The organism is Streptomyces sp. NPDC042259 (assembly GCF_055582085.1).
In genome coordinates this window covers 176,365-190,579 of sequence record NZ_JBVJDW010000006.1, presented here as the reverse complement: position 1 = coordinate 190,579, position 14,215 = coordinate 176,365, and the positions used below count along the sequence as shown (strand labels likewise).

The following is a 14,215-nucleotide window of genomic DNA, read 5'->3' as shown; positions in this document are numbered from 1 at the left end:
TGGTGGTGTGCGGCCGCCTCCCCGCCACGGGGGGCGGGGAGGCGGCTCGAAAGAACGGCGGGCGACGCGCGCACGGCGCGTCGCCGCGCTCAACGCGACGGGTCAGACCAGGTCACGCTTGGCGGCGATCTTCGACGACAGACCGAAGATCTCGATGAAGCCCTTGGACAGCGACTGGTCGAAGGTGTCGCCCGTGTCGTAGGTGGCGAGGTTGAAGTCGTAGAGCGACTGCTCGGACCTCCGGCCGGTGACGACGGCCCGGCCGCCGTGCAGCGTCATCCGGATGTCACCGGAGACGTGCTCGTTGGCCTCGGCGATGAAGCCGTCCAGGGCCCGCTTGAGCGGGGAGAACCACAGACCGTCGTAGACCAGCTCGCTCCACCGCTGCTCGACCTGCCGCTTGTACCGGGCCAGCTCACGCTCGACGGTGACGCTCTCCAGCTCCTGGTGCGCGGTGATCAGCGCGATCGCGCCGGGCGCCTCGTAGATCTCCCGGGACTTGATGCCCACCAGCCGGTCCTCGACCATGTCGAGCCGGCCGACGCCCTGCGCACCGGCCCGCTCGTTGAGCTGCTGGATGGCCTGGAGGACCGAGACGGGCTTGCCGTCGAGGGCGACCGGGACACCCTGCTCGAAGGTGATGATCACCTCGTCGGCTTCCCGGGGGGTGGCCGGGTTGGCGGTGTAGTCGTAGACGTCCTCGATCGGCGCGTTCCAGATGTCCTCGAGGAAGCCGGTCTCGACGGCCCGGCCGAAGACGTTCTGGTCGATGGAGTACGGGGACTTCTTGGTGGTGGCGATCGGGAGGTTCTTGGCCTCGCAGAAGGCGATGGCCTTGTCCCGGGTCATGGCGTAGTCCCGGACCGGCGCGATGCACTTGAGCTGCGGGGCGAGGGAGGAGATACCGGCCTCGAACCGCACCTGGTCGTTGCCCTTGCCCGTGCAGCCGTGGGCGACCGTGGTCGCGCCGTGCTTCTGGGCGGCGGCGACGAGGTGCTTGACGATCGTCGGCCGGGACAGGGCGGAGACCAGCGGGTAGCGGTCCATGTAGAGGGCGTTGGCCTTGATCGCCGGGAGGCAGTACTCGTCGGCGAACTCGTCCTTGGCGTCCGCGACCTCCGCCTCGACCGCACCGCAGGCGAGCGCGCGCTTGCGGATGACGTCCAGGTCCTCGCCGCCCTGGCCGACGTCGACGGCGACGGCGATGACCTCGGCGCCCGTCTCCTCGGCGATCCAGCCGATGGCGACGGAGGTGTCCAGGCCGCCGGAGTAGGCGAGTACGACGCGCTCGGTCACGGGTTTCTCCTTACGGTGCAAACGCTGATGGGTATAACTATGCACTGCACCGTATGTTTCGTCAACACGGCCGGTTTCCGGGTGTCGGAGGGTGGCTCACGCGACGACCGTTTCGTGCGCAATCGGCATTAAACGCCCACGTCAGAGGGGTTTCGGGAGGGTGCGGCCCGGGAAATCGCGGGCCGGCCGGGCGTCCGGGGGCGGCGGTTCGGGCCGCGCGGGAGCCGTCCACGAGGGGGCCGGTGACCCGAGTTCGATATTCGCCCCGGAACAGGGTATTTTTCTTCTGCGCGCCCGTTCAGGGGAAACCCGCAGACGGGGCGTGCACCGGGACGTGGCGCAGCTTGGTAGCGCACTTGACTGGGGGTCAAGGGGTCGCAGGTTCAAATCCTGTCGTCCCGACGGTGCTGAAGAAGCCTTTGACGTGCGGGAAACCGCACGTCAAAGGCTTTTTTCGGATGTCCTGCCGGCCGCGAGCAGATCGCGCATGGTCGCGGCGGCGCTGACCGCGGCGTCGGCGCAGCAGTTGTTGAACAGGACGTGCACCCGCTCGGCCCGTCGGGCGAGCCGGTCTATCCGTTCCGTCCACGGGCGCAGTTCATCGACCGTGTAGCGATGACGGAAGCGGTCCTCCTTGCTGCCCGTCCCCCAGGCCTCGGAACGGCCGTGGAAGCGGACGACCGCCAGCTCCGGGTGCGTGACCTCGTCGGTCGGCGGCAGGGCCCCGGGTACGGTGCGCGCGGTGTCGACGGACACCAGGGCCATGCGATGGGCGCGCAGCACGTCGAGGGTGCGGCCGAGTTCGTCGGGGACCAGCCACGCGGGGTGGCGGAACTCCACCGCGAGCGGCAGCTCCGGCGCGTGCTCCCGGCAGGCGGCCAGCCGCGCGTGGGCCCGGGGCCCCGGCCGCAGCCACGGCGGGAACTGCAGGAGCACACTGCCCAGCCGGCCGGTCTCCCGCAGGGGCTGCAGTGCGCCCGTGAAGCGTTCCCACAGCGCCTCCAGCGTTCCGGGCGGGAGTTCCTCGCAGGCCACGCGGCGCTGCGGCGGGCCCGGCGGGCGGAGGTCGGCGGGCAGGGCCCCGGCCCGGACGGCATGCCCGGTCAGCGGTGCGAATGCCTTGACGTCGAAGACGAACCCCGGTGGTGTCCGCTCCGCCCACAGCCGGCTGTTGCGCGTGCTCGGCAGACCGTAGTAGGTCGCGTCGACCTCCACCACGGGGAACCGCTCCGCGTAGTGCCGCAGCCGGCCCTCGGGATCGCGGGCACCCGGCGGGTACCAGCCGCTGCTGACCAGAGAGGGATCCGTCCAGGAACACGTGCCCACGAGAATCTTCGCCATGGACGGACGGCTACCCCGTACCGGCCGTCGCATCGTGGGCGGAGTATTCCGGTCGGCTGCGGGCACCAGCATGTCCGGTGGATTCGACAGAAAGGGGCGGCGGCGATGCGCAGCGTCGGTGTGGAAGAGGAGCTGCTCCTCGTGGATCCGGAGACCGGCAGTCCCCGCGCGGTGGCGGGAACGGTGCTCGACGGGGCCGAGGACGAAGCGGGCCTGGAGAAGGAGTTGCAGCGGGAACAACTGGAGACCGCCACGGAGCCGACGACCGATATGACGGTACTGGCGGCGCAGGTGCGCGACCGCAGGCGCACGGCGGCGGAACAGGCGCGGCGGGCCGGGGCGGACATCGCGGCCTTGGCCACGTCACCGCTGCCGGTCGATCCGTCGTTGAGCACGGGCCGGCGGTACCGGAAGCTGGCGGCGGAGTTCGGGCTGACCGCCCAGGAGCAGCTCACCTGCGGTTGCCACGTCCATGTGGGCGTGGAGTCGGACGAGGAGGGCGTCGCGGTCCTGGACCGGATCCGGCCGTGGCTGGCCCCCTTGCTGGCGCTCAGCGTGAACTCCCCGTTCTGGCAGGGCGAGGACAGCGGTTACGCCAGCTACCGCAGCCTGGTGTGGGGCCGCTGGCCGTCCGCGGGCCCGGTGGAACTGTTCGGCTCGGCCGAGGAGTACCACGCGCGCGTACGGGCGTTTCTGGCGACGGAGACGCTTCTCGACCAGGGCATGATCTATTTCGACGCGCGGCTGTCGCGCCACTATCCCACCGTGGAGATCCGGGTGGCGGACGTGTGCCTGGAGGCCGAGGACACGGTGCTGATCGCGGCGCTCACCCGGGCGCTGGTGGAGACGGCGGCGCGGGCGTGGCGTGCGGGTGAACCGCCGGAGCCTGCCACGGTGGGGCTGCTGCGGCTGGCGGGCTGGCGGGCGGCGAAGTCCGGGGTGTCGGACGGCCTGGTCCACCCACTGACGTGGGCCCCTGCCCCGGCGGAGACGGTGCTGCGGGCGCTGGTGGCCCATGTCCGTGAGGCCCTTGAGGACTCGGGGGACCTGGCGTGGGTGCGGGATTCGCTGGCCCGGCTGCTGAAGCGGGGTGGCGGGGCCGGCAGGCAACGCGAGACGTTCGACCGCACGGGCGATTTGCGGAGCGTCGTCGCGGACGCCGTCGCCCGCACCGCCGCGTGATCCCTGCGGGCGGCTGGTGTGCATGGCCCGCACCACCGCTGCGCGGCGGTTGTCCTCAAGCGCCGGACGGGCTGGATTCAGCCCGTCCGGCGCTTGAGGACGCGCCCGCGGGGCGCCCGCCGTCGCAGGCGGCACAACCGGCCGTCAGGCGAAAAACTCAGCGTTCCTTCTGCGCCAGCCGCAGCAAATGGTCCGCCAGCGCCTGCCCGCCCCGGGGATCGCGGCTGATGAGCATGACGGTGTCGTCGCCGGCGATCGTGCCGATGATCTCGTGAACGCCCGCCTGGTCGATGGCCGAGGCGAAGAACTGGGCGGCCCCGGGCGGGGTGCGCAGCACCACGAGGTTGGCGGACGCCTCCGCCGAGATCAGCAGTTCGGCCGCCAGCCGGCCCATCCTGGCCTCGGTCGCGGACTCGCCCAGCGGGGCGCGGGGGGTCCGGTCACCGCCCTCGGAGGGCACGGCGTAGATCAGCTCGCCGCCGGTGTTGCGGATCTTCACCGCGCCCAGCTCGTCGAGGTCGCGGGAGAGCGTCGCCTGAGTGACGGACAGGCCGTCGTCGGCGAGCAGCTTGGCCAGCTGGCTCTGGGAGCGGACGGGTTGCCGGCCGAGGATGTCCACGATCCGGCGGTGGCGGGCGGTGCGGGTCTGCGGTACTGCCTGCCCGCCGTGGAACGGTTCCTGCTCCTGCGCCTCGGTCATCGTCTCGTCAGTCTCCGGATCGTCATTCCCCATGGGCCCCGTCGGCCTCGTGCGCCCCCGCGGCAGCGTCCAGGACACCGGGCAGTGCCCGGAGGAACGTTTCCACGTCATCTTCGGTGATGATCAGCGGAGGGGCCAGCCGCACCACGTGGGGTGCGACCGCGTTCACCAGGAGGCCGACGTCCTGTGCCGCCTGCTGCACGTTCGGTGCGAGGGGCTCGGATAGGACAATACCCAGCAGAAGGCCCGCACCACGGACGTGGTCGACCAGGGGGTGCCCGAGGGCGGTGATCCCGTCACGCAGCAACTTCCCCGTGCGCTTGACCCCGTCAAGTACCCCCTCGTCCGCGAGGGTGTCCAGGACCGCGAGGGCGGCCGCGCAGGCGACCGGGTTGCCGCCGAAGGTCGAGCCGTGCTGACCGGGCGTCAGCAGGCCGGCGGCGGGGCCGAAGGCCAGGGTCGCGCCGATCGGCAGCCCGCCGCCGAGGCCCTTGGCGAGGGTGACGACATCGGGCTCGACGCCCTGTGCCCGGTGCTCGAACCAGTGGCCGGTGCGGCCGATACCTGTCTGGATCTCGTCCAGGACCAGGAGCGTCCCGGTGGCCCGGGTGATCTCGCGGGCGGCGGCGAGATAGCCCGCGGGCGGCACGACCACGCCGCTCTCGCCCTGCACCGGCTCCAGCACCACCAGCGCGGTGTCGGTGGTGACCGCCGCCCGCAGCGCCTCGGTGTCCCCGTAGGGGACGTGGGTGACCTCGCCGGGCAGCGGCAGGAACGGGTCCTGCTTCGCCGGCTGGCCGGTGAGCGCCAGGGCGCCCATGGTGCGGCCGTGGAAGCCGCCGAGCGTGGCGACCATGTGGGTGCGCCCCGTGCGCCGCCCGATCTTGAAGGCCGCCTCGACCGCCTCGGCACCGGAGTTGGAGAAGTAGACCCGCCCGGGGCGTCCGGCGAGCGTCAGGAGCCGCTCCGCGAGCGCGACCGGGGGTTCGGCGGTGAAGAGGTTGGAGACGTGGCCGAGCGTGGCGATCTGCTCCGAGACCGCCCGGACGACGGCGGGGTGGGCGTGCCCGAGGGCGTTGACGGCGATCCCGCCGACGAAGTCCAGGTAGCGCTTGCCGTCCGCGTCCCAGACCTTGGTGCCCGCGCCGCGCACCAGGGGGATCCTGGGGGTGCCGTAGTTGTCCATCAGGGCGCCCTGCCAGCGCCGGGTGAGTTCGTCGTTGCTCACAGCGTGGCCCCCTCGGCCGGCTGGTCCGGCACGACCATCGTGCCGACGCCTTCGTCCGTGAAGATCTCCAGCAGGATCGAGTGCTGGACCCGGCCGTCGATCACCCGGGCGGTGGTGACGCCGTTGCGCACGGCGTGCAGACAGCCCTCCATCTTGGGGACCATCCCGCTGGCCAGCTCCGGCAGCAGCGTCTCCAGCTCGCTCGCGGTGAGCTGGCTGATGACGTCGTCGCTGTTCGGCCAGTCCGCGTAGAGGCCCTCCACGTCGGTGAGGACCATCAGCGTCTCGGCGCCCAGGGCGGCGGCCAGGGCGGCCGCGGCGGTGTCGGCGTTGACGTTGTACACGTGGTCGTCGTCGGCGCTGCGGGCGATGGAGGAGACGACGGGGATCCGGCCGTCGTCCAGCAGGGCCTGGATGGCGCCGGTGTCGATCTCGGCGATCTCGCCGACCCGGCCGAGGTCCACCCGCTCGCCGTCGATCTCGGCGTAGCGCTTGGTGGCGGTCATGGTGTGGGCGTCCTCGCCGGTCATGCCGACGGCGAGCGGACCGTGCTCGTTGAGCAGCCCGACCAGCTCGCGCTGCACCTGCCCGGCGAGCACCATCCGGACGACGTCCATCGCCTCGGGCGTGGTGACCCGCAGCCCGGCCTTGAACTCGGAGGTCAGCCCCAGCTTCTCCAGCTGCGCGCTGATCTGCGGGCCGCCGCCGTGCACGACGACCGGGCGCAGGCCCGCGTGGCGCAGGAAGACGACGTCCTGGGCGAAGGCGGCCTTCAGCTCCTGGTCGACCATGGCGTTGCCGCCGAACTTGATGACGACGGTCTTGCCGTGATGCCGCGTCAGCCAGGGCAGCGCCTCGACGAGGGTGCGGGCCTTGGGCAGGGCGGTGTGCTTGCGGGCGGTGCCGTTCGTGGTGGCCGGAGTCGTGACCGGAATCGGGGCCTGAGTGGAGGCGGGCCCGGTGGCGGGCCCGGCGGCCGGGGCCTGGGTGATGTCGCTCATGAGGAGTACGCGCTGTTCTCGTGGACGTAGTCGGCGGTGAGGTCGTTGGCCCAGATGACGGCGGACTCGGTGCCGGCCGACAGGTCGGCGGTGATCCGCACCTCCCGGTAGCGCATGTCGACGAGATCGCGGTCCTCGCCGACCGAGCCGTTCTTGCAGACCCAGACGCCGTTGATGGCGACGTCGATCCGGTCGGGGTCGAAGGCGGCGGAGGTGGTGCCGATGGCGGAGAGCACACGGCCCCAGTTGGGGTCCTCGCCGTGGATGGCGCACTTGAGGAGGTTGTTCCGGGCGATGGAGCGGCCCACCTCGACGGCGTCGTCCTCGGTGGCGGCGCCGACGACCTCGATGCGGATGTCCTTCGAGGCGCCCTCGGCGTCACCGATGAGCTGCCGGGCGAGGTCGTCGCAGACCGTCCGTACGGCCTCGGCGAAGGCCTCGGCGGCGGGGGTGACGCCCGAGGCGCCGGAGGCGAGGAGCAGCACGGTGTCGTTGGTGGACATGCAGCCGTCCGAGTCGACCCGGTCGAACGTCTGCCGGGTCGCGGAGCGCAGGGCCGCGTCCAGGCCCGCCACGTCGACATCGGCGTCGGTGGTGAGGACGACGAGCATCGTGGCGAGGCCGGGTGCGAGCATGCCCGCGCCCTTGGCCATGCCGCCCACGGTCCAGCCGTCGCCCTGGGCGACGGACGTCTTGTGGACGGTGTCGGTGGTCTTGATGGCGATGGCGGCCTTCTCGCCGCCGTGCGCGGAGAGTTCGGCGGCGGCCTTCTCGATGCCCGGCAGCAGCTTGTCCATCGGCAGCCGCACCCCGATGAGACCGGTCGAGGCGACGGCGATCTCACCGGCGTTGCCTCCCAGTACCTCGGCCGCCTTCTCGGCGGTGGCGTGGGTGTCCTGGAAGCCCAGCGGACCGGTGCAGGCGTTGGCGCCACCGGAGTTGAGGACGACGGCGGAGACCTGCCCGCCCTTGAGTACCTGCTCGGACCAGCGGACCGGGGCGGCCTTGACGCGGTTGGAGGTGAAGACACCGGCGGCGGCCAGACGGGGCCCCTCGTTGACCACGAGCGCGAGGTCGGGGCCACCGCTCTCCTTGATCCCGGCGGCGATGCCCGCCGCCGTGAATCCCTTTGCTGCCGTGACGCTCACTGCTGCATCTCCTTGTTCGCCGCTGCGGTGACCCGGAACGGCCGGGCGTGCTGGGTGGTTTTCCGCCGTGCCCCGGAGGCGTGGCCGGCGGGGATGTCGCACGGTACGAACCGGGCGAGGACGGTGGCGAAGACGCGCCGGATGATCACGGCGCGACCCCGGCGGCCGGCAGCCCCAGCGTCTCCGGGAGGCCGAGGGCGATGTTCATGCTCTGCACCGCGCCGCCCGCCGTGCCCTTGGTCAGGTTGTCGATCGCGCTGATGGCGACGATCCGGCCGGCCGCCTCGTCGAGGGCGACCTGGACCAGCGCGGTGTTCGCCCCGTAGACGGCGGCGGTCGACGGCCACTGTCCCTCGGGCAGCAGCCGTACGAAGGGCTCGTCCTGGAAGGCCTTCTCGTACGCGGCCCGCAGGCTCTCCGGCGTGACCCCCGCCCGGGCCTTGGCGCCGCACGTGGCGAGGATGCCGCGCGGCATGGGTGCCAGGGTCGGGGTGAAGGAGACGGTGACGCGCTCGCCGGCGGCGGCGGACAGGTTCTGGATCATCTCGGGGGTGTGCCGGTGGCCGCCGCCCACGCCGTACGGGCTCATGGAGCCCATGACCTCACTGCCGAGCAGGTGCGGCTTGGCCGCCTTGCCCGCGCCGGACGTGCCGGACGCGGCGACGATCACGGCCTCGGGCTCGGCGAGCCCGGCGGCGTAGGCGGGGAAGAGCGCGAGCGACACGGCGGTGGGGTAGCAGCCGGGAACGGCGATCCGCTTCCCGCCGCGCAGCGCCTGCCGCCCGCCGGGCAGCTCGGGCAGCCCGTACGGCCAGGTCCCGGCGTGCGGCGTGCCGTAGAACCGCTCCCAGTCCCCCGCGTCCTTGAGCCGGAAGTCCGCCCCGCAGTCGACGACCAGCACACCGTCCCCCAGCTCCTCGGCGACGGCGGCGGACTGCCCGTGCGGCAGGGCGAGGAAGACCACGTCGTGCCCGGCGAGAACCTCGGCGGTGGTCGGCTCGAGCACCCGCTCGGCAAGCTGCGGCAGATGCGGCTGGAGGGCGCCCAGCGGCTGCCCGGCGTTGCCATGCCCGGTGAGCGCACCGATCCGCACCTCCGGATGGGCGAGCAGCAGACGCAGCAATTCCCCGCCCGCGTACCCACTCGCTCCGGCCACTGCCGCACGTACTGCCATCGGTCCTCCTCGGTGATGGCATGACTATACGGAGCTAAGCAGTTTTATGCAATGACGAGGGGTGAGTGGGGCGGGGCGGCGGCGGGCGGTGACTGGCTGAGACCGGCCAGCAGCCGCAGCGTGGTGGCGGCGTCCGAGCCGGGCGGGGTGCTGTAGATCATCATGGTCATGTCGGGATCGTCCGGGGCGCGCATGGCGACGTAGTCGAGGGTGAGGTCGCCGAGCCGCGGATGGGCGAAGCGCTTCGCGCCGCGTGTCTTGCCGTGGACGTTGTGGGCGGCCCAAAGGCGGCGGAAGTCGTCGCTGCCCAGGGAGAGTTCGCCGATGAGGCCCGCCAGCCGGGGGTCGTCGGGGTGGCGGCCGGCGTCGAGGCGGAGGTTGGCGACGGTGTCGCGGGCCTTGTCCTCCCAGTCCGGATAGAGGCCTTTCGACGCCTCGTCGAGGAAGACGAGGCGGGCCATGTTCCGCTCGGCGGCGGGCATGGCGGGGAAATCGGCGATCAGGGCGCGAGCCATGTCGTTCCAGGCCAGGATGTCCAGGCGGCGGCCGACGATGTAGGCGGGGACGCCGGTGAGGGCGTCGAGGGCCTGGCGCATCTCCGCGCCGACTTTCTGCGGGCGGCCGGGGCGCTTGCGGCGTGGGGCGGGGCGGGCGAGGTTGTGCAGGTGGGCGCGCTCGTCCGGGTCCAGGCGCAGGGCGCGGGCGACCGCGTCGAGGACGTCGGAAGAGACGTTGCGGGCGCGGCCTTGTTCCAGGCGGGTGTAGTAGTCGACGCTGACCCCGGCCAGCAGGGCGAGTTCTTCGCGGCGCAGGCCGGGCACTCGCCGTCGGCCGCCGAAGTCGGGGACGCCGGCGTCGTCCGGGCTGAGCCGGGCCCGACGGGCCCGCAGAAACTCGCTGAGCTGCTGTACGCGATCCATGGGGCCAGTGTTACGGGTGCCCCGGTCGTTCTGCCTGGCCCTGGCAGACCCAGGCAGGCCCGACCCCGGCTGGTCGGAGCCCTGGGTGGACCTGGGACCGGCTCGCAGAATGGATGTCGTTCGCCTGGCGGACACCCCACTACGACCGCGTCATCTGGAGTTTTCTCATGTCGAACACCCTCGTTCTCATCGCCGGCTTCGTCGCCAAGCCGGGCCAGGAGCAGCGCTTGCGGGACGAACTCAACGCCATGATCGCCCCGTCCCTCGCCGAGGACGGCTGCCTGGGGTACCAGCCCTTCGCCGACCCCGAGCGCCCGGAGCGGATGATCATCCTGGAGGAGTGGGCCGGCGGCGAGGCCCTGGACCACCACTTCACGCTGCCGCACTTCAAGCACGTCGCGAAGGTCCTGGACGAGATCCTCGCCGAGCCCTTCACCCTGCGGAAGCTGACCGACATCCCCGGCTGAGCCGCCGGTCCCGCTGCGCGGCGGCCTGATCCCTCCGTCGGGGCGCCGGCATCGAGTCACCACCACGGCGGCGACCGCCGATTCACGTGAGCGTCACGTCCATCCCGCCCTCGGCCAGAACTTCGAGCACCAGGGCGACCAGGTCGTACCGCTCGCCCTCCGGCGTCAAGAGACGGGAAAGGTGCTCGCGCGCGGTCGCGGCGTCCCGCCAGAGGAGGGTCGCCGGGGCCGTGTAGCCGAAGTTGCCGCGCAGGCAGTCCCGCAGGGCGTCCAGGCAGCCGCCGAAGTAGCCGCCCGGGCCGTTGACCGCCTCGCCGAGTGCCAGGTAGAGGCCCGGTTCGTCGGTGATGTGCCGGCCGTCCAGTTCGTACGTCTGCCCGGCCTGCCGGGCCTCGTGCCTGAGCCGGCAGCCCCGCTCCCGGACGAGATCGAACCAGGCCCCACGCCGGCGGGTATCGAGTCCGGCCCAGGCGCCGGAGGCGTCCGGCGGGCCGGCGAGCCAGCGCTCCCAGACGGGCCGGGCGTGTGCCGGTACGGGTTCGAGGTATGCGTCGAGTTCCAGGTCGATCAGGTCCGCCCCGAGGGAGGACGGCCGCCACGCGCGGACCTCGGGCCACAGCAGCCGGTCGGTGAGCGGCTCGCCCCGGTCGTCCCGGATCCACAGGCAGGCCTCCTCCAGGTCCAGCGAGCGGCGGGTGCCCGTCGCCAGCGCCCGCCGTAGCCGGTCACTGGGGGCGAGCCCCCGCAGGACGAGCGGAGGCTCGGTTCGCTCGGGCGGCAGGACGCGGGCGAACTCGCGGCAGGAGCCCAGCCACCGGTAACCGTCGTGCAGCCGGACAGGGCCCCGGTGCCCCTCGGGCGGGCCCTCGTAGTCGTCCAGACCGGTGAGCACGAGAGCTTCCGTTCCCGGCGGCCGTCCGAGGCTCTCCGCGTCCTCCAGCAGCCAGGCATCGAGCGTTTCGTCCTCCGGCACCAGCCACACCTGGCTGCCGACCCAGCCGCGCGGCTCGGCTCCCTCAAAAGCCCATCCGAACAGTTCGTACGTTGCGCGCCAGGGTTCCCTGAACCATCCCTCCGTCCCGGCGCAGACGCCCCAGACATGGCCGCTTGCCGTGTCCGTCAGCGTGTACCGTCCCCGCCCGCGATGATCCGTGTCCGCCTGCACGGTGGAAATCATGCCCGGGACCGGAGCGAGGGCCGCCGCCGGGCCCGCCGTCAGGGCCGGGGCGGCCCCGAGCCCGTGCCGTGGCGAGCCCTGAGACGATCCGCCGGACACGGCCTAGGCTCCCCCGAGCGGGACGGCACGGGTGCCGCCGGGGCGGGCGGCCGGTCAACGGATGGAGACACGATGAGCAAGGCCACGCGGGCGGACGCGCAGTCACCCGCACCGCATGTTTCCGACAGTCACGATCTGATCCGCGTGCACGGCGCCCGCGTGAACAACCTCAAGGACGTCAGCGTCGAGATCCCGAAGCGCCGGCTGACCGTGTTCACCGGCGTCTCCGGCTCGGGCAAGAGTTCGCTGGTGTTCGGCACGATCGCCGCGGAGTCGCAGCGGCTGATCAACGAGACCTACAGCGCCTTCGTACAGGGCTTCATGCCGACGCTCGCGCGGCCCGAGGTCGACGTCCTCGAAGGGCTGACGACCGCGATCATCGTCGACCAGCAGCGCCTGGGCACCGACCCCCGCTCCACGGTCGGCACGGCCACCGACGCGCACGCGATGCTGCGCGTCCTGTTCAGCCGGCTCGGCGAGCCCCACGTCGGACCGCCCGGCGCGTTCTCGTTCAACGTCGCCTCGGTCCGGGCGAGCGGCGGGTTCACCGTCGACCGCGGCGCCGACAGGACCCGGACGAAGAAGGTCACGTTCACCCGCACCGGCGGCATGTGCACGCGCTGCGAGGGCCGGGGCGCGGTCTCCGACATCGATCTCACCCAGCTCTACGACGACGGCAAGTCGCTCAACGAGGGCGCTCTCACGATCCCCGGTTACAGCATGGACGGCTGGTACGGCCGTATCTTCGGCGGCTGCGGCTACTTCGACCCGGACAAGCCGATCCGCGAGTACACCAAGAAGGAGCTGCACGACCTCCTCCACCGGGAACCCACCAAGATCAAGGTCGATGGCGTCAATCTGACGTACGAGGGCCTGATCCCCAAGATCCAGAAGTCGATGCTGTCCAAGGACATCGACGCGCTGCAGCCGCACGTCCGCGCGTTCGTGGAGCGGGCGACGACCTTCACCGTGTGCCCCGAGTGCGACGGCACCCGGCTCAGCGAGGCCGCCCGCTCGTCGCGGATCGGCGGGATCAACATCGCCGACGCCTGTGCGATGCAGATCAGCGACCTGGCCGCATGGGTCCGTGACCTCGACGAGCCGTCGGTGGCTCCGCTGCTCGACGCGCTCCGGCAGACCCTGGAGTCGTTCGTGCGGATCGGGCTCGGTTATCTCTCGCTCGAAAGACCGTCGGGCACGCTGTCGGGCGGCGAGGCGCAGCGCGTCAAGATGATCCGTCACCTCGGCTCCTCGCTCACCGATGTCACCTACGTCTTCGACGAGCCCACCATCGGCCTGCATCCGCACGACGTCCAGCGGATGAACGAGCTGCTGCTGCGGTTGCGGGACAAGGGCAACACCGTGCTCGTCGTCGAGCACAAGCCGGAGACGATCGCGATCGCCGACCACGTCGTCGACCTCGGTCCCGGCGCCGGTGCGGCGGGCGGCGCCGTGTGTTTCGAGGGCACCGTCGCGGGGCTGCGGGCCGGTGACACCGTCACCGGCCGCCATTTCGACGACCGGGCCGCCCTCAAGAAGACGGTGCGGACGCCGACCGGCCGGCTCGCCGTCCGCGGTGCGCGCGAGCACAACCTGCGGGACGTCGACGTCGACATCCCGCTCGGGGTGCTCTGCGTGATCACCGGGGTGGCGGGCTCCGGCAAGAGTTCGCTCGTGCACGGCTCGGTCTCCCCCGGCGAGGGCGTGGTGTCGGTGGACCAGGCGCCGATCCGCGGCTCGCGGCGGAGCAACCCGGCGACGTACACCGGGCTGCTCGACCCGATCCGCAAGGCGTTCGCGAAGGCCAACGGGGTGAAGCCGGCGCTGTTCAGCGCCAATTCCGAGGGCGCCTGCCCGCACTGCAACGGCGCCGGCGTCGTCTACACCGATCTGGCGATGATGGCCGGTGTCGCCGTCACCTGCGAGGAGTGCGAGGGCAAGCGCTTCGAGGCGTCGGTGCTCGACCACCGCCTCGGCGGCCGGGACATCAGCGAGGTGCTCGCGATGTCGGTCACCGAGGCCGAGGAGTTCTTCGGCGCCGGCCCGGCGCGCACACCGGCCGCGCACCGCGTCCTGGGCCGGCTCGCCGACGTCGGGCTCGGCTATCTCCGCCTCGGGCAGCCGCTCACCACCCTGTCCGGCGGCGAGCGGCAGCGGCTCAAGCTGGCTACCCACATGGCGGAGAAGGGCGGTGTCTACGTCCTCGACGAGCCGACCGCCGGTCTGCACCTCGCCGATGTGGAGCAGTTGCTCGGCCTGCTGGACCGGCTCGTCGACTCCGGCAAGTCGGTCATCGTCGTCGAGCACCACCAGGCGGTCATGGCGCACGCCGACTGGATCATCGACCTCGGTCCCGGTGCCGGCCACGACGGCGGCCGTGTCGTCTACGAGGGCACCCCCGCCGGCCTCGTCGCCACCCGCTCCACCCTCACCGGCGAGCACCTCGCGGCCTACGTCGGCGCCTGACCGGCGCCAACGTGGG

13 protein-coding genes and 1 tRNA gene are annotated in these 14,215 nt (G+C 72.0%); 4 read left to right on the top strand and 10 right to left on the bottom strand.

The genetic code is table 11. The annotated features are described in order from the left end of the window. Positions 1-102: 102 nt before the first annotated feature. Entirely contained in the window at positions 103-1,296 is a 1,194-nt protein-coding gene (locus ACZ6MA_RS18605; protein WP_469434928.1) for an argininosuccinate synthase, read from the bottom strand. Between the two features lie 328 nt (positions 1,297-1,624). Here ACZ6MA_RS18605 and ACZ6MA_RS18600 point away from each other — a divergent pair. Beyond that, a tRNA-Pro gene (locus ACZ6MA_RS18600) sits at positions 1,625-1,698 on the top strand. A gap of 39 nt (positions 1,699-1,737) precedes the next feature. On the opposite strand, the gene ACZ6MA_RS18595 is transcribed toward ACZ6MA_RS18600, so the two are convergent. After that, positions 1,738-2,637: a DUF72 domain-containing protein gene (locus tag ACZ6MA_RS18595; RefSeq protein WP_469434927.1), complete on the bottom strand. Its 900-nt coding sequence runs from the start codon at positions 2,635-2,637 to the stop codon at positions 1,738-1,740. A gap of 105 nt (positions 2,638-2,742) precedes the next feature. On the opposite strand from ACZ6MA_RS18595, the gene ACZ6MA_RS18590 reads away from it, so the two are divergent. Beyond that, positions 2,743-3,819 (top strand): glutamate--cysteine ligase 2, encoded by a 1,077-nt coding sequence (locus tag ACZ6MA_RS18590; RefSeq protein WP_469434925.1) that lies wholly within the window; start codon positions 2,743-2,745, stop codon positions 3,817-3,819. A 157-nt stretch (positions 3,820-3,976) separates the two neighbouring features. On the opposite strand, the gene ACZ6MA_RS18585 is transcribed toward ACZ6MA_RS18590, so the two are convergent. From ACZ6MA_RS18585 to ACZ6MA_RS18555, 7 genes are read right to left on the bottom strand one after another with little or no spacing between them, the layout of a single operon-like run. Beyond that, positions 3,977-4,519: an arginine repressor gene (locus ACZ6MA_RS18585; protein WP_469434924.1), complete on the bottom strand. Its 543-nt coding sequence runs from the start codon at positions 4,517-4,519 to the stop codon at positions 3,977-3,979. A 22-nt stretch (positions 4,520-4,541) separates the two neighbouring features. Further along, positions 4,542-5,747 carry an acetylornithine transaminase gene (locus tag ACZ6MA_RS18580; RefSeq protein WP_469434923.1) on the bottom strand — a complete coding sequence of 402 codons (1,206 nt, stop codon included), beginning with the start codon at positions 5,745-5,747 and terminating at the stop codon, positions 4,542-4,544. Further along, entirely contained in the window at positions 5,744-6,748 is a 1,005-nt protein-coding gene (gene argB / locus ACZ6MA_RS18575; RefSeq protein ID WP_469434921.1) for an acetylglutamate kinase, read from the bottom strand. The genes ACZ6MA_RS18580 and argB overlap by 4 nt, the downstream gene beginning before the upstream one ends. Further along, complete coding sequence (argJ, locus tag ACZ6MA_RS18570; protein ID WP_469434919.1) at positions 6,745-7,896, bottom strand: bifunctional glutamate N-acetyltransferase/amino-acid acetyltransferase ArgJ; 1,152 nt, start codon at positions 7,894-7,896, stop codon at positions 6,745-6,747. The genes argB and argJ overlap by 4 nt, the downstream gene beginning before the upstream one ends. Then, positions 7,893-8,045, bottom strand: a complete 153-nt coding sequence (locus tag ACZ6MA_RS18565; protein WP_469434918.1) for a hypothetical protein — start codon at positions 8,043-8,045, stop codon at positions 7,893-7,895. Before ACZ6MA_RS18565 ends, argJ begins: the two co-directional genes overlap by 4 nt. After that, positions 8,042-9,070, bottom strand: a complete 1,029-nt coding sequence (argC, locus tag ACZ6MA_RS18560; protein ID WP_469434916.1) for an N-acetyl-gamma-glutamyl-phosphate reductase — start codon at positions 9,068-9,070, stop codon at positions 8,042-8,044. The genes ACZ6MA_RS18565 and argC overlap by 4 nt, the downstream gene beginning before the upstream one ends. A gap of 44 nt (positions 9,071-9,114) precedes the next feature. Next, on the bottom strand, positions 9,115-9,990 hold the full coding sequence (locus tag ACZ6MA_RS18555) for a helix-turn-helix domain-containing protein (protein WP_469434915.1): 876 nt from the start codon (positions 9,988-9,990) through the stop codon (positions 9,115-9,117). 167 nt (positions 9,991-10,157) lie between these two features. Here ACZ6MA_RS18555 and ACZ6MA_RS18550 point away from each other — a divergent pair, with 167 nt between their 5' ends. Then, positions 10,158-10,457 (top strand): putative quinol monooxygenase, encoded by a 300-nt coding sequence (locus ACZ6MA_RS18550; RefSeq protein WP_469434914.1) that lies wholly within the window; start codon positions 10,158-10,160, stop codon positions 10,455-10,457. 82 nt (positions 10,458-10,539) lie between these two features. Here the strand turns inward: ACZ6MA_RS18550 and ACZ6MA_RS18545 are convergent, their stop codons facing one another. Continuing rightward, the gene (locus tag ACZ6MA_RS18545; protein ID WP_469434912.1) at positions 10,540-11,634 is read right to left on the bottom strand and encodes a barstar family protein; all 1,095 of its coding nucleotides are present in this window, start codon (positions 11,632-11,634) and stop codon (positions 10,540-10,542) included. Positions 11,635-11,805: 171 nt separating this feature from the next. On the opposite strand from ACZ6MA_RS18545, the gene ACZ6MA_RS18540 reads away from it, so the two are divergent. Beyond that, entirely contained in the window at positions 11,806-14,199 is a 2,394-nt protein-coding gene (locus ACZ6MA_RS18540; protein ID WP_469434911.1) for an ATP-binding cassette domain-containing protein, read from the top strand. Positions 14,200-14,215 lie beyond the last annotated feature (16 nt).

Excerpts from the sequence above, each read along its gene's own strand:
- ACZ6MA_RS18595 (WP_469434927.1), bottom strand. The coding sequence starts at position 2,637 with ATGGCGAAGATTCTCGTGGGCACGTGTTCCTGGACGGATCCCTCTCTG.
- ACZ6MA_RS18590 (WP_469434925.1), top strand. The coding sequence starts at position 2,743 with ATGCGCAGCGTCGGTGTGGAAGAGGAGCTGCTCCTCGTGGATCCGGAG.
- ACZ6MA_RS18585 (WP_469434924.1), bottom strand. The coding sequence starts at position 4,519 with ATGACCGAGGCGCAGGAGCAGGAACCGTTCCACGGCGGGCAGGCAGTA.
- argB (WP_469434921.1), bottom strand. The coding sequence starts at position 6,748 with ATGAGCGACATCACCCAGGCCCCGGCCGCCGGGCCCGCCACCGGGCCC.
- argC (WP_469434916.1), bottom strand. The coding sequence starts at position 9,070 with ATGGCAGTACGTGCGGCAGTGGCCGGAGCGAGTGGGTACGCGGGCGGG.
- ACZ6MA_RS18555 (WP_469434915.1), bottom strand. The coding sequence starts at position 9,990 with ATGGATCGCGTACAGCAGCTCAGCGAGTTTCTGCGGGCCCGTCGGGCC.
- ACZ6MA_RS18550 (WP_469434914.1), top strand. The coding sequence starts at position 10,158 with ATGTCGAACACCCTCGTTCTCATCGCCGGCTTCGTCGCCAAGCCGGGC.
- ACZ6MA_RS18545 (WP_469434912.1), bottom strand. The coding sequence starts at position 11,634 with ATGATTTCCACCGTGCAGGCGGACACGGATCATCGCGGGCGGGGACGG.
- ACZ6MA_RS18540 (WP_469434911.1), top strand. The coding sequence starts at position 11,806 with ATGAGCAAGGCCACGCGGGCGGACGCGCAGTCACCCGCACCGCATGTT.